The organism is Streptomyces sp. GESEQ-35 (genome assembly GCF_017948485.1).
Classification (GTDB): domain Bacteria; phylum Actinomycetota; class Actinomycetes; order Streptomycetales; family Streptomycetaceae; genus Streptomyces.
On the sequence record NZ_JAFFSX010000027.1, the window covers coordinates 133,711 to 147,250 of the forward strand.

General features: G+C 70.3%; 12 protein-coding genes. 9 read left to right on the top strand and 3 right to left on the bottom strand.

The window, feature by feature from the left end; all coding sequences use genetic code 11:
- Positions 1-37: 37 nt before the first annotated feature.
- Together KCH87_RS38060 and KCH87_RS38065 are read right to left on the bottom strand one after the other, a co-directional pair.
- Entirely contained in the window at positions 38-3,148 is a 3,111-nt protein-coding gene (locus KCH87_RS38060; protein WP_308299016.1) for a beta-N-acetylglucosaminidase domain-containing protein, read from the bottom strand.
- A gap of 127 nt (positions 3,149-3,275) precedes the next feature.
- Positions 3,276-4,310, bottom strand: coding sequence for a zinc-binding dehydrogenase (locus KCH87_RS38065; protein ID WP_210592437.1), 1,035 nt, complete (start codon positions 4,308-4,310; stop codon positions 3,276-3,278).
- Between the two features lie 268 nt (positions 4,311-4,578).
- Between KCH87_RS38065 and KCH87_RS38070 the strand changes: the two genes are divergently transcribed.
- Complete coding sequence (locus KCH87_RS38070; RefSeq protein ID WP_210592438.1) at positions 4,579-5,070, top strand: MarR family winged helix-turn-helix transcriptional regulator; 492 nt, start codon at positions 4,579-4,581, stop codon at positions 5,068-5,070.
- 49 nt (positions 5,071-5,119) lie between these two features.
- On the top strand, positions 5,120-5,824 hold the full coding sequence (locus tag KCH87_RS38075) for a response regulator transcription factor (protein WP_210592439.1): 705 nt from the start codon (positions 5,120-5,122) through the stop codon (positions 5,822-5,824).
- Here KCH87_RS38075 and KCH87_RS38080 read toward each other — a convergent pair.
- Positions 5,809-6,708: a DMT family transporter gene (locus tag KCH87_RS38080; protein WP_210592440.1), complete on the bottom strand. Its 900-nt coding sequence runs from the start codon at positions 6,706-6,708 to the stop codon at positions 5,809-5,811. The genes KCH87_RS38075 and KCH87_RS38080 overlap by 16 nt on opposite strands.
- Before the next feature lie 68 nt (positions 6,709-6,776).
- Here KCH87_RS38080 and KCH87_RS38085 point away from each other — a divergent pair, with 68 nt between their 5' ends.
- The 7 genes from KCH87_RS38085 (at position 6,777) to KCH87_RS38115 (ending at position 13,444) form a co-directional block, all read left to right on the top strand.
- A complete protein-coding gene (locus tag KCH87_RS38085) occupies positions 6,777-7,631 on the top strand; it encodes a LysR family transcriptional regulator (RefSeq protein WP_210592441.1) in 855 nt (284 codons plus the stop codon).
- 109 nt (positions 7,632-7,740) lie between these two features.
- A complete protein-coding gene (locus KCH87_RS38090; protein ID WP_210592442.1) occupies positions 7,741-8,391 on the top strand; it encodes a GntR family transcriptional regulator in 651 nt (216 codons plus the stop codon).
- A gap of 47 nt (positions 8,392-8,438) precedes the next feature.
- A complete protein-coding gene (locus KCH87_RS38095) occupies positions 8,439-9,191 on the top strand; it encodes a PIG-L deacetylase family protein (RefSeq protein WP_210592443.1) in 753 nt (250 codons plus the stop codon).
- Positions 9,188-9,901, top strand: a complete 714-nt coding sequence (locus KCH87_RS38100) for a 4-carboxy-4-hydroxy-2-oxoadipate aldolase/oxaloacetate decarboxylase (protein WP_210592444.1) — start codon at positions 9,188-9,190, stop codon at positions 9,899-9,901. The genes KCH87_RS38095 and KCH87_RS38100 overlap by 4 nt, the downstream gene beginning before the upstream one ends.
- Positions 9,898-11,028 carry a 4-oxalomesaconate tautomerase gene (locus KCH87_RS38105; RefSeq protein ID WP_308299017.1) on the top strand — a complete coding sequence of 377 codons (1,131 nt, stop codon included), beginning with the start codon at positions 9,898-9,900 and terminating at the stop codon, positions 11,026-11,028. Before KCH87_RS38100 ends, KCH87_RS38105 begins: the two co-directional genes overlap by 4 nt.
- Positions 11,009-11,959 carry a VOC family protein gene (locus KCH87_RS38110; protein WP_210592445.1) on the top strand — a complete coding sequence of 317 codons (951 nt, stop codon included), beginning with the start codon at positions 11,009-11,011 and terminating at the stop codon, positions 11,957-11,959. The genes KCH87_RS38105 and KCH87_RS38110 overlap by 20 nt, the downstream gene beginning before the upstream one ends.
- A 36-nt stretch (positions 11,960-11,995) precedes the next feature.
- Entirely contained in the window at positions 11,996-13,444 is a 1,449-nt protein-coding gene (locus KCH87_RS38115) for an aromatic acid/H+ symport family MFS transporter (RefSeq protein ID WP_247197411.1), read from the top strand.
- Positions 13,445-13,540 lie beyond the last annotated feature (96 nt).

Below are 13,540 nucleotides of genomic sequence, written 5' to 3' on the forward strand. Positions count from 1 at the left end.
GCCGGCCGACTGCACATCGCGCCACCCCCAGCGGAGCTCAGGGCACGGACACCGGCGTCAGCGCCACCGCCAACGGATAGGCGCCGGTGGTGAATGCCGCCCCGGCCGCGCCCGACGACGTGTCGACCGGCAGCAGCGCGTTGCCGTCGGCAGTGGTGACGTACGCCGTACCGCCGTTCCAGTCCAGGCCGACGTCGAAAGCCGACTTCCCGACCGTCACCTGCTTGCCCGGGGCGCCGGTCACCGTGTCCACGGGCGTGACGCTGTCGCCGTTGCTGGGGCTGACCCACAGGGTGCGCCCGTCCGGCGACAGGCCCAGCCCGTACGCCTGGCCCGTGACCAGGAGTGCCGCCTCTGTTTCGTGTGTGGCGGTGTCGATCGGAGTGACGGTCGAACCACCGGAGTTGGACACGTACACCGTCCTTCCGTCGGGAGCGGCCACCACGTTGAAGGGCCTGGGGCCCACCGGAATGACGGCACCGCCCTTCTTGCTCGCCAGGTCGACCGGAGTGACCGTGTCGTCGTTGATGTTCGCCACGTACAGCGTCCGCCCGTCCGGTGTGATCGCCATGTTCTCGGGACCGGAGCCCACAGGGACGGCCGTACCCGCGCTGAGCGTGGTGGTGTCCACGGGCTGCACGGTGCCGTCGGAGTAGTTCGCGACCCAGAGCGTGCCGCCGTCCGGCGTGAGCGCGAGCCCGGCCGGGACGCGCCCCACGGCCACGGTGGCGGTGACCTCGCCGCCCGCCACGTCGATCACACTGACCGTGTTCGAGCCCTGGTTGGCGGCGTAGGCGGTGCGCCCGTCCGCACTCACGACCACCTCACCGGGGTTGTTGCCGACGGCGATGTCAGTGCTCTTGCCGGAGGAGAGGTCGATCGAACTGACCGACGCACCACTGAAGTTGGCGGTCAGCGCTCTGGACGAGCCGGAGCCGTCGGTGACTTGGACGGGGATCGCCCGAGGGACTGCCCCGGTGCCGGTGGCGACCACGGACCGGACGCCTTCCGGGGCGTCCTCCTGCGCCGACAACGTGATGGTGGCGGAAGCGCTGCCGCCCGCCGGGACGGTGACGGTGCCCTCGGCGGGTGAGGCGGTGACACCGTCGGGTACGTCGAGCTTCCAGGAGACCGTCTTCGCGGTGGTCGAGCGTTCGTCGGACAGGGCGAGGGCGACCGTCTCGGACGCACCCGGCTTCAGGGTGAGGGAACCGGGCCCGAAGGACAGGTCGACACCCGGATCGGGGGCGGTCTCCAGCATCGTCGTGTAGAGGAACTGGTCCATCACACCCGGCGAGACCTGCTGGGGGACGGAGTCCAGCTCCTTGCGCTCGGTCCCGAGCCTGTTCCAGTACGCGGTGACCGCGTCGGTGTCGCCGCGCTTGTCCGCCAGCAACAGTGCTACGGCCGTCCGTCCCGCGGTGCCGTAACGGCCGAGCTTGTCCAGCCAGGCCGAAGTCTCCTCAAGGAAGCCGGGGTTGTGGAGGCGGGCGCGCAACTGCGCCGGTGTGGCGGCCATGTCCGTGAAGTACGCCCTGAGCGCGGCGGCGGCCCGGTCGAGACCGCTGTCCTGTTCGTAGGCCTTGCGGAAGGCCGCGATCAGCCGGCTCAGCGTCGGTGATTCGGTCGGGTCGAGCTGTGACGAGTAGTTGCTCTCCGCGAAGATCCGCAGCCACTTCGCCGCCTCGGGTCCGCCCAGGTCACGGACGGAGGCGAGGAACGCGGCCCGTGGGTCGTAGCCCCGCGGGTTCCACAGATAGGCGGCCGAGGTGAACAGCGCGATCCGGCTCGCCTCGCCCTGGACCATCGGATTGGCGGTCACCCCGGTCGCCGCCTCGGCCACGCCGGGCTCACGGCCGGTGTAGGGGCCGAGCAGCAGACGGGTCGTGACGTAGTCGTTGACGGGATAGTTGTCCCAGATCAGGATCGGGTGGCCGTACACCTCGCGGGCCTGCCGCACCTGCTCGGCGGTGATGGTCGGGGCGATCACGCCGACGCCGGTCCACTCGACCACGACCGAGGGGTCCAGCTTCTCCCGCAGCGCGGTCTTGTAGGGCGAGTCGGCGAGGTCCGAGTACTCGGTGGGAACCATCTCCAGCGGTTCGAGACCGGGGTGCGTGGCGGAGAACTCCTGCCAGACCCGGTTGAGGAGATGGGCCTGGGCCGCGCCGGCCGCTCCGCCTCCGGTGCCGAACACGTCCTCATCGGCGGGGCAGTTCCACTTCGTGTAGCTGATGTCGTCCAGCGGTATCGCGAAGGCACGGACCCCGATGTCGTACAGCGAGTCGAACTTGGCGGTGAGCGCCTTGATGTCGGCGTCCGCGGAGTAGCAGACCGACAGCCCGGGGGAGAGGGCGTAGGTGAAGCGGACGTGGTTGGCGCCTGCCCGGTCGACCAGTTCCTTGAGCCGGGCCAGCTCGGCGGGCGGGTACTCGTCGCGCCAGCGGGCACGCAGATAGGCGTCGTCCTTGGGGGAGTAGACGTAGACGTTCTGTTTCGTACGGCCGTAGAAGTCGAGTTGGGCGAGCCGCTCGGCGTGCGACCAGGGAGTGCCGTAGAAGCCCTCGATGACGCCGCGCAGCGGTGCCGTCGGCCAGTCCCGCACGGTGACTTCGGGGAGGGCGGAGCGGGATCCGCTTGCCCTGACGACGAGTTGGCGCAGGGTCTGGGCCGCATAGAACGTGCCCGTGGTGTCGACGCCGGACAGCGCGACCAGGGCCCGCCCGTGCTTCCGGCCGGACGCCAGGACGTAGCCGCCCGACGGCAATCCGTCCGGTGGGGTGACGCCCAGTTGTTTCAGGGCCTGCCCGGTGGCGCTGTTCTCGCCGGGTCCGCCGACGTAGACGGTGAGCGCGGCCGACGCGGGAGGTGTGCCGGTGGTGACGATCTCGTCGGCTCCGGCGTCACGCAGGACGGATTCGACGAGGCGACGGGCCGAGGGGTCGGTTCCGGGGCCGACGACCTCGACGACCCGCTCGGGCACGGCGAGTCGGCCCCGGCCGGTACTGAGGTGCTGCGGGGCGGGCCACACGCGCGGCGCATCCCCTGAAGGGCCGGGCGAGGCCGTCGCGGGCGTCGGGGCGAGGGCGAGCGTGAGAGCGAGCGCCAGGGTGGCGGCCGGATGTCTGAGGCGAATGGCTGGGAACACGGGGCAATCCCCTTCCAGAACCATGGATGGATGAATGGATCCACCGCGTGATGCTAGGTTCGCTGAATCAGACATTCAAGAGCGAGGTCGTTCGGCAGAGCGCCCCGTCAGAGGCGCCTCGATGCCTCTAGTCGAACGTCACGACAACCTTCTCCGCAGCCCCCGGCGTCAACGTCAGCTCAAAGGCCGACTCCACCTCGGAGAACGGCACCCGGTGACTGATCAGCTTCGCGAACCGCTCCTGATGCTCGACGAGTTCGGGCGTCACCTCGAAGATCTCCGTCGGGTACCCCTGCGAGGCGATCAGCGTCAGCTCACTCCGCAGCATGCCGCCGAGATCGATGGCGTCGGACTTCTTCTGTACGGCGACCATGACCAGCTTCGCGCCCCACTTCGCGGACGCCACCGTGGCGTTGAAGACGGCGGGCGCACCGGCCGCGTCGATGTAGATGTCGGTCCCGGCCCGCGGCTGCCCGAGCGCGTTGGCGGCCGGCCCGTGCAACTCGGTCAGCCGGGCCGTGACGTCCTCGGTGGCCGAGTTGATGACGGCGTCCGCGCCGACGGCCAGGGCCGTCTCCAGGCGCTCGGGGATGACGTCGGCGACGACCACGTGCTCGACCCCGCGCAGCTTCAGCCAGATCGCGGCGCCGAGGCCGATGGGTCCGGCGCCGAACACGACGACCTTGTCGGTGGGCTTGGCCCCGGACCGGTTGACGCAGTGCCGGGCCACCGCCATCGGCTCGTTCAGCGCGGCCACGTAGAAGGGGACCGTGTCGGGAAACACCGCCACGCTCTTGCCCACCTCGACATCCTCGATGAGCAGGTACTCCATCATGCCGCCGAGCCTGCCGCCGCAGCCGATGATGCCGGAGGGTGCGCCCTGGGGATTGACGACGACCCGGTCACCGACCTTCAGGTCCGTGACCTCGGCGCCGACCTCCACGATCTCGCCCGCGGGCTCGTGCCCGAGCGGGATGGGGATCATGGCTCCGCCGGGCCCGAACGGGGCGCCGCCCATGTGCAGGAAGGTCACATCGGTGCCGCAGATGCCGCAGGCGCGGATCTTCATCAGTGCGTCCCTGGGGCCGGGCGCGGGACGCTCGACGTCCACCACGTCGACGGCGTTCACGGCGCCGGTCTGTACGGACTTCATCGTGGCCATGGGGTGCTCTCTTTCTGGAGTGAGGTGACCGGAGCTGTATGGGCATCACCGGCCCCGGCGACGGAACGGGGGGAGTTGTTCCGCCTGCCGGGGCCCGGTGACCGCGCCGTACCCCGTCCCCACGGGCTCGGCGCCAGGGGCCGCCTCCGCTCAGGGCGGCCCCGGCCTGTGGACCGGCTTCCTTGACTTAGGCAAGCATAGATGCGTTACTTAAGTCAAGCAATCAATCGTATTGCTTAAGTTAGGCAACGACATCTAAGGTGCTCGCATGCCAGCGCAACCCTCCGCAGTACGCGGCACGGCGAACGTGGTCGAGATCGAACGTCAGCTCAGTCGGCTCGCCTATCTGGCCGGCCGGGCCCGGCAGCACGAACGCCTCATGCACATGGCCGGGCTGACGCTCGACCGTGCCGCCGTGGCAATCCTGCGGGGCATCGCCGAGAGCGAGCCGTTGCGCCCCGGCGTGCTTGCGGTGCGGCTCTCGGTGGAGGCCTCCCATGTCACCCGGCAGCTACGGCAGTTGGAGGCGGCGGGCCATGTGATCCGGGTCGCGGACCCGGACGACCGCCGCGCCCAGCGCATCCAACTCACCGACGCCGGGCTGGCCGCCGTGGAAGCGATACGGGAGGCCAGCCGCCAGGGCCTGCACATGGTGTTGGCGGACTGGTCGGCCGAGGACCTGGAGCGGCTTTCCGGCCTGTTCCGGCGGCTGGTCGAGGACTTCGTCGCCCACGCCGAGGACACCGCGCCCTCCGGGTGACGGAGCCGAGCTCTTCCGTGAAGCGCAATCCCATCCGAAGGGTCCTGTGATGTACGCGAACCTCCTGGAGAAACCGTCGCCGCCGCGCGGGAACGGACAGCACGTCCTGGTCGTCGTGGACGACCCCGGTGTCTGTGAACATCTCGCCACCGCACTGGAGTTGGCGGGCTACCGGGTCGGCACGGCGGACACCGGAGTCCAGGGGATGACCCGGCTCGCCGAGCAGCGGTTCGACCTGGTCGTCTGGGACGCCACGCTGCCGGACGGGCAGCACTTCGGCCGGGGCCGCCGGATCGCGCCGGTGGACCGGCCCCGGCTGCTGTTCCTGACCACATGCGACTCCCTCCCCGGGCTGGTGCCCGAACTCGCCCCGGGGGAGGGGGACTACGTCACCAAGCCCGTGCGGATCGCCGAGGTCCTCGCCAGGGCCCAGGTCCTGCTCCGCGATGTGCGGCCCGGGCCAAGCGACGCCTCGCCCCGCTACGGCGACCTGGTCCTGGACGACGCCACCTGCCGGGCCCGGCGGGGAGCCCGGCCGCTGGACCTCACACCCGCCGAGTACCGGCTGCTGCGCCACCTGCTGGCCAACTCGGGGCGGGTGCTGTCGAAGGAGCAGATCAGCCGGCACGTGTGGGGCGAGTTCCGCGCCCACCAGGCCATCGAGAAACTCGTCTCCCGCCTGCGCGGCAAGGTGGACCGCGAGGAGCCCGCGCTGATCCACACACGCAGGGGCTTCGGCTACTGGCTCGGCTGAGTGACGATGCCGAGCGCGTTCGCGGCGACGACGGCCGTGATGCCGGCCCACTCCGTCCACCCCAGCCCCTGACCGAGAACGACCCACCCGACCACGGCGGCGAGCACGGGGTTGACGCTCATGAACAGACCGAACGCCGGCGCAGGCACCCGGCGCAGCGTGAACAGGTCGGCGAGATACGGCACCGCCGAGGACAGCACACCCGCGGCCACGGCACACCCCGTGGCCGCCAGGGTCGGCGACTGCTGGACCACCACCACGATCCCGACCGGCACGAACATCAGCGCGGACAGCCCGGCGGCGGCTGCCGAACCCTGCGCTCCCGGGATGCGCCGCCCGACGGTCCGGTTGAGCAGGATGTACGACGCCCAGCACAGGGCCGCCAACAGGGCCAGCCCCATGCCGAGATAGTCGGCCGACGGCCGCGGCCGCATCAGGACGACGACGCCCGCCGCGGCGAGCAGCGCCCAGCAGGCGTCCAGGCGCCGCCGGGTGGCGGCGAGCGCGATGCTCAGCGGGCCCAGGAACTCCAGCGTCACCGCGAGCCCGAGGCCGACGCGGTCGATGGCGGTGTACAGGGAGAGGTTCATGGTCCCGAACACCACGGCCAGCAGCAGCACCGGCCACCACTGCCGCCAGGTGAAGGACCTCAGGCGGGGCCTGCCGACCGCCAGCAGTACGGCCGCGGCGACGTACTGGCGCACGGCGACCACACCGAGGGGTCCGATGACAGGGAAGGCGAAAGAACCGATGGCCGCTCCGACCTGGTTGGACAGTCCGCTGCCGGCCATGGTGGCCACCCCGGCGAAGGGCGAGCGCTCGACGGCCTGGAGCGGTGCGGCAGGAGACGTGGATGCGGCGGGGCGTGCGGGTGCTCCTTGCATGCTCCGATCGTGCGCCGCTTCTCCACTTGCGAAAAATGCATTCAACGGCCGATCTATACGCTGGACGCATGGATGTGGAACTGCGGCAGCTGCGCTGTCTCGTCGCGATCGTCGACGAGGGAACCTTCACCGACGCCGCTTTCGCCCTCGACGTCTCCCAGGCCGCCGTCTCCCGCACGCTCGCATCGCTGGAAAAGGCCCTGGGCGTACGGCTGTTGAGGCGGACCTCGCGCGAAGTGACCCCGACCGGGACCGGGCTGCGGGTGGTGGCGCACGCCCGGCGGGTCCTTGCCGAGGTCGACGACCTGGTACGGGAGGCCACCTCGGGCCACGCCCGGGTGCGGATCGGCTACGCCTGGTCCGCGCTCGGCCGGCACACCGTCGCCTTCCAGCGCCGCTGGGCCGACCTGCATCCGGAGACCGATCTGCATCTCGTCCGCGTCAACTCGGGCACGGCCGGTCTCGCGGAGGGCGCCTGCGATCTGGCCGTCGTACGGCGACCCGTGGACGACCGGCGCTTCGACTCGGCCATCCTCGGTCTGGAGCGGCGGCTGTGCGCGGTGGCCGCCGACGATCCGCTGGCCCGGCGCCGCTCGGTCCGGCTGGCCGACCTCGCCGGACGCACACTCCTCGTCGACCGCCGTACCGGCACCACGACCGCGGACCTGTGGCCGCCGGACTCCCGCCCGGCCATCGAGGAGACGCACGACATCGACGACTGGCTCAACGTCATCTCGGCCGGCCGCGGCATCGGCATGACGGCCGAATCCACCGCCAACCAGTATCCGCGGCCCGGCGTCGTCTACCGGCCGGTGCGTGATGCGGAGCCGATAGCCGTACGTCTCGCCTGGTGGCGGGGCGACCCGCATCCCGCCGCGCAGGCCGTGCTGGAACTGGCCACAGAGCTGTACCGCACGGGCTGAAGCGCCGCCAGGCGCCGAAGTATGTGCAGGCAATACGCCGGACAAAATTGTTGACAATTCTGTTTGGCTAGATTTACGTTCGACAGGCACTCACTCAGGGAGGGCAACGATGCCGAAACAAGCCCGTCCGAGCACCGGGGAGCAGGCCAAGCAGCATGCGTTCGCGCAACTGCGGCAGGCGATCCTGCACGGCGAGATGGCACCGGCACAGCGACTGGTGGAGAACGAACTCGCCGAGCAGTTCGGTGTGACACGGGCGAGCATTCGTGCGGCGCTCATCGATCTGGAGGCCCAGGGCCTCGTCGAGCGGATCCGAAACCGCGGCTCGCGGGTGCGGGTGGTGACCGTGGAGGAAGCGGTCGCCATCACCGAGTGCCGCATGGTCCTCGAAGGACTGTGTGCGGCGAAGGCCGCCATCGCGGTGAGCGACGAGCAGCTGACGGAACTCACGGACCTGGGCTCGGCCATGAGCAAGGCCGTGGCCGACGGCGAGCCGCTGACGTACTCCGAACTCAACCACGAACTGCACGCCCGGATCCGGGAGTACTCCGGCCAGCAGACGGCGCTGGAACTGCTGGAGCGACTCAACGCCCAACTGGTGCGTCACCGCTTCCAGTTGGCGCTCAGGCCGGGGCGTCCGCAGCAGTCCCTGAATGAGCATCTGGCGATGATCGAAGCGATCAGGGCCAGGGATCCGCAGGCGGCCGAAGCGGCCGTCCGCGCCCACCTCACCAGCGTGATCGGCGCGCTGCGCGACTGATGCACGCGGGGCGGGCGCCCCACCTGTCCACCAAGGAGAAACCCGCCATGACGCACGCCAACGCGCCCGCCTGTCCACCACGGTCGACCCTCGTCGTCACCGCGCACGCCGGGGACTTCGTGTGGCGGGCCGGTGGAGCCATCGCGCTGGCCGCCTCGCGGGGGGAGAAAGTCACCATCGCCTGTCTCACCTTCGGCGAGCGCGGTGAGTCGGCCAAGGCGTGGCGCGAGGGCAAGCAGCTCGACGAGATCAAGGCGATACGCCGGGACGAGGCCGAGCGTGCCGCCGACACCCTCGGCGCCGAGGTCCGCTTCTTCGACGCCGGCGACTACCCGCTCGTCCCCACCGCCGAGTTGACCGACCGACTCGTCGCCGTCCACCGCGAGACGCAGCCCGACGTTGTGCTCACCCACCCGGTCGAGGACCCGTACAACGGCGACCACCCGGCCGCCAACCGCATGGCCCTGGAGGCCCGCATCCTCGCGCAGGCCATCGGCTACCCGGGCGACGGCGAGATCATCGGCGCCCCGCCGGTCTTCTTCTTCGAGCCGCACCAGCCCGAGATGAGCGGCTTCAAGCCCGAGGTCCTGCTCGACATCACCGAGGTGTGGGACGTCAAGCGCAAGGCGATGGAGTGCCTCGGCGCCCAGCAGCACCTGTGGGACTACTACACCGACCTCGCCGTCCGTCGCGGCGTCCAGCTCAAGCGCAACGCGGGGCCCAACCTGGGCCTCGCCCACAAGACCATGGCCGAGGCGTACATGCGTCCCTACCCGCAGATCGCGAAGGAGCTGGCATGAGCGGCGTCATCGTCACCAACCCGCCGAAGGCCGACGTCAAGGACGTCGAGGCGCTCGCCGGGTACGGCGTCGCCACGGTGAGCGAGGCGATGGGCCGAACAGGGCTGCTGGGGCCCGGGATCCGGCCCGTCCAGCAGGGCGTACGGGCCGCCGGCACCGCGGTGACCGTACTCGGCTGGCCCGGCGACAACCTCATGATCCATGCCGCCGTCGAGCAGTGCGGCGAGGGCGACATCCTGGTGGTCACCACCACCTCGCCGTGCACGGACGGTCTGTTCGGCGAGTTGTTCGCGACCGCCCTCCGGCAGCGCGGTGCGCGCGGTGTGGTCATCAACACCGGCATCCGCGACACCCAGGAGCTGCGGGAGATGGGCTTCGCCGCCTGGTCCCGCGTGGTCTCCGCGCAGGGCACCGTCAAGGCCACCGGGGGTTCGGTCAATGTGCCGGTCGCCATCGACGGCCAGGTGATCCGTCCCGGTGATGTGATCCTCGCCGACGACGACGGTGTCGTGGTCGTGCCCCGCGAGCGGGCCCGGGCGACGGCCGAGGCGGCCGAGGCGCGCGAGGACAAGGAGGCCAAGACCCGTGCCGCCTTCCTCGACGGCGAACTCGGCCTGGACCGCTACGGGTTGCGGGAGACGCTGAAGCGGCTCGGCGTCGAGTACAAGACCTACGAAGAGTACGCAGCGGACCAGGGGGAGCGGTCGTGACCGGGCGGCTCGCGGAGGTGCCCTGCATGCTGATGCGCGGCGGCACCTCCAAGGGCGCCTACTTCCTGGCCGAGGAACTGCCCGCAGATCCCGGTGAGCGCGACGACCTGCTGCTGCGTGTCATGGGCAGCCCCGACCAGCGCCAGATCGACGGCCTGGGCGGCGCACATCCGCTGACCAGCAAGGTGGCCGTGGTCTCCCGCTCGGCCGACCCCGAGGCGGATGTCGACTACCTGTTCCTCCAAGTCGCCGTCGACCGCCCCGAGGTCACCGACCGGCAGAACTGCGGCAACATCCTGGCCGGGGTCGGCCCCTTCGCCGTGGAACGCGGTCTGGTCGACGCGGACGGCGCCGAGACGACCGTACGGATCCGGATGCTCAACACCGGAGACCTCGCCGTCGCGACCTTCCCCACCCCCGGCGGCCGGGTCGAATACACCGGCTCCGCCGAGATCTCCGGGGTGCCGGGCACCGCCGCGGCCGTCGTGATCGAGTTCCCGCAGGGCGCCGGCCCGCTGCTGCCCACCGGCCATGTCCGCGACACCGTCGCCGGCACCGACGTCACCTGCGTGGACAACGGGATGCCGACGGTGCTGATCCCCGCCACCGCCCTGGGTGTCACCGGCTACGAGGCGCCCGAGGACCTGGAGGAGAACGGCGCCCTCGCCGGCCGGCTGCGGGAAATCAGGCTGGAGGCAGGGAAGTTGATGGGCCTCGGCGATGTGGAGGGCACCACGGTGCCCAAGCTCAGTCTGCTCGCGCCGCCCCGGGACGGTGGCGCGGTGACGACCCGGACCTTCATCCCCGTCCGCTGCCACACCTCCATCGGCGTGCTGGGCGCCGCGAGCGTGGCGGCGGGGCTGCTCGTTCCCGGTGCCGTGGGGGAGGGGATCGCCGAGCCCCCCGCGCGGAGCGACCGCATACGCATCGAGCACCCCACCGGATTCCTGGACATCGAAACCGGTGTGGACGCCGGATCCGGAGAGACCTCTCCCGTGGTCCGCCGCACCGCAGTCGTGCGCACCGCACGAAAAATCTTCGACGGCACCGTTTTCCCCCGGTCCGCCGCGACCGCACCGATCCCGCACAACCTCTTGGAGGTCCACGATGACTCCGCCGCTCGGTGACATCGCCCATGTCGGCCACGCCCAGCTGTTCACCCCGGACCTGGACGCCAGTGTCGCCTTCTTCACCGACTACCTGGGCCTGACCGTCAACGGGCAGCAGGGAGACACCGTTTACCTGCGGACCTTCGACGACTACGAACACCACAGCCTGGTGCTCACCGCCCGCGAACAGCCTGGCCTCGGCCGGCTCGCACTGCGCACCTCCAGCGAGGAGGCGCTCCAGCGCCGGGTGAGGGCGGTCGAGGAGGCGGGCGGCTCCGGCCACTGGATCGAGGACGAGCCCGGCCTCGGCAAGCTCTACGTCACGACCGACCCGGACGGTCATGAGCACGCGTTGTACTGGGAGAGCCAACACTACGAAGCCCCCGAGGAGTTGCGGCCCGCGCTGAAGAACCAGCCGCAGGCCAAGCCCAACCGGGGCGTGGGCGTACGCCGGCTGGATCACATCAACTTCCTCGCCGCCGATGTGCTCGCCAACGCGGAGTTCCAGGAACAGCTCCTGGGCGCCCGCCCCACGGAGCAGATCCGGCTCGACACGGGGAAGATCGCGGCTCGCTGGCTGACCTTCACCAACAAGTCGTACGACGTCGTCTACACCTCGGACTGGACCGGTTCCACGGGCCGGCTGCACCACATCGCGTTCGCGACGGACACTCGCGAGGACATCCTGCGCGCCGCCGATCTCGCCATCGACACGGGCGTGTTCATCGAGACCGGACCGCACAAGCACGCCATCCAGCAGACGTTCTTCCTCTACGTCTACGAGCCGGGCGGCAACCGTATCGAGCTGTGCAATCCGCTCACGCGCCTGGTCCTGGCCCCCGACTGGCCGCTGATCACCTGGACCGAGGCCGAGCGGGCCAAGGGGCAGGCCTGGGGTCTTCAGACCATCGAGTCGTTCCACACGCACGGCACGCCGCCGGTCGGCTGAGCCGGCCCGCGGGGAGCCACTCCCCACTCATCGTCGATGAGATTGTTGACAAAAGCGTTGACACTCTTCGGGTGGCTCCTTAGCGTCTTCCGCACACCGGGTCGGCCGCACGAGCCGCATCGACCCTCCCCTCCCGAGCTCCAGAGGAAAACGAAGATGTCCTCCTCCCTCTCCCTGTCCGCCCGCGGCGGCAGACTGGCCTTCCTGGTCGTCGGACTGTGCTGGCTGGCCGTGCTCTTCGACGGCCTCGACATGTTCATCTACGGCTCGGTGCTGCCGCACCTGCTGGAGACGAAGACCTTCGGCCTCACCCCGGACCAGGCCGGCGACCTCGGCAGCTACGCCACCTTCGGCATGCTGATCGGCGCCCTGGCCGCGGGCACGATCGCGGACCGGATCGGGCGCAAGAAGCTGATGGTCACCTGTGTGATCGTTTTCTCGCTGGCCTCCGGCCTGTGCGCGATCGCGGACAGCGTCGCCGTCTTCGGCCTCGGCCGGACCCTGGCCGGTATCGGCCTCGGCGGTCTGCTGCCGACGGCGATCAGCATGGTCTCCGACTACGCCCCGCGCGGCCGCGGCGCCATCATCATCGGCCTGCTGATGACCGCCCACCACGCGGGCGGCATCCTCTCCGCCTACGTCGCCAAGTGGCTGGTGGAGCCGGTCGGCTGGCGCGCCGCGTTCTGGGTCTGCGTGCTCCCGCTGCTCTTCGCACCGGTGCTCGCCAAGTTCCTGCCCGAGTCGCTGAGCTTCCTCGTCGCCAAGGGACGCACCGACGAGGCCCGTGAGCTGGCCGCCCGCTACGACGTCGAGCTGCCCGCCGCCAAGTCCGGCAAGCAGGGCGCGGCCGACCGCTGGACGAACCTGGTCAACCTCTTCCGCGGCGGCGAGTGGAGCCAGACCCTGCTGTACTGGCTGGCCTCCTTCGGTGGTCTGCTGCTCGTCTACGGCGTCGCCACCTGGCTGCCCACCCTGATGCGCGCCGAGGGCTACGAGCTGGGCTCTGCCCTGTCCTTCGTGGTCGTCTTCAACCTCGGTGGCATCGTGGGCATGCTGGTCGCGGGCCGGGCCGCCGACCGGTTCGGCGCTCCGCGTATCTCGGCGATCTGGTTCGCGCTGACGGCCGCCGGGGTCTTCCTGCTCAGCGTCCACATGCCGATGAGCGTGACGATGATCATCGTCTTCTTCACGGGTGTCTTCCTCAACAGCGCCCAGACGATGATCTACGCGACGGTCTCGATCCGCTCCACCCCGGACAGCCGCGCCACCGCGGTCGGCTGGACCTCCGGCATGGGCCGCTTCGGCGCCGTCTTCGGACCATGGCTCGGCGGCCAGCTGCTTGCCGCGGGCAACGGGGACTGGGGCTTCACCGCGTTCGCCATCGCCGGTCTGTCGTCCATGGTCTTCATCGGTGTCGCGGCCCTGCGGAGTCCCAAGCAGGGGGCTAGCAGCGGGAGCGGTCAGGAGCTGGCCGGAGTGCACTGACTGCCGTGTTGTCCGTCGGGTGCGGGCCCGGTGGGGGCTGGTCGCGCAGTTCCCCGCGCCCCTGAAGGGGCGCTCACCAGCACGTACTTAAGGGGC

Excerpts from the sequence above, each read along its gene's own strand:
- KCH87_RS38075 (WP_210592439.1), top strand. The coding sequence starts at position 5,120 with ATGTACGCGAACCTCCTGGAGAAACCGTCGCCGCCGCGCGGGAACGGA.
- KCH87_RS38065 (WP_210592437.1), bottom strand. The coding sequence starts at position 4,310 with ATGGCCACGATGAAGTCCGTACAGACCGGCGCCGTGAACGCCGTCGAC.
- KCH87_RS38115 (WP_247197411.1), top strand. The coding sequence starts at position 11,996 with ATGAGATTGTTGACAAAAGCGTTGACACTCTTCGGGTGGCTCCTTAGC.
- KCH87_RS38110 (WP_210592445.1), top strand. The coding sequence starts at position 11,009 with ATGACTCCGCCGCTCGGTGACATCGCCCATGTCGGCCACGCCCAGCTG.
- KCH87_RS38080 (WP_210592440.1), bottom strand. The coding sequence starts at position 6,708 with ATGCAAGGAGCACCCGCACGCCCCGCCGCATCCACGTCTCCTGCCGCA.
- KCH87_RS38090 (WP_210592442.1), top strand. The coding sequence starts at position 7,741 with ATGCCGAAACAAGCCCGTCCGAGCACCGGGGAGCAGGCCAAGCAGCAT.
- KCH87_RS38070 (WP_210592438.1), top strand. The coding sequence starts at position 4,579 with ATGCCAGCGCAACCCTCCGCAGTACGCGGCACGGCGAACGTGGTCGAG.
- KCH87_RS38085 (WP_210592441.1), top strand. The coding sequence starts at position 6,777 with ATGGATGTGGAACTGCGGCAGCTGCGCTGTCTCGTCGCGATCGTCGAC.
- KCH87_RS38100 (WP_210592444.1), top strand. The coding sequence starts at position 9,188 with ATGAGCGGCGTCATCGTCACCAACCCGCCGAAGGCCGACGTCAAGGAC.
- KCH87_RS38095 (WP_210592443.1), top strand. The coding sequence starts at position 8,439 with ATGACGCACGCCAACGCGCCCGCCTGTCCACCACGGTCGACCCTCGTC.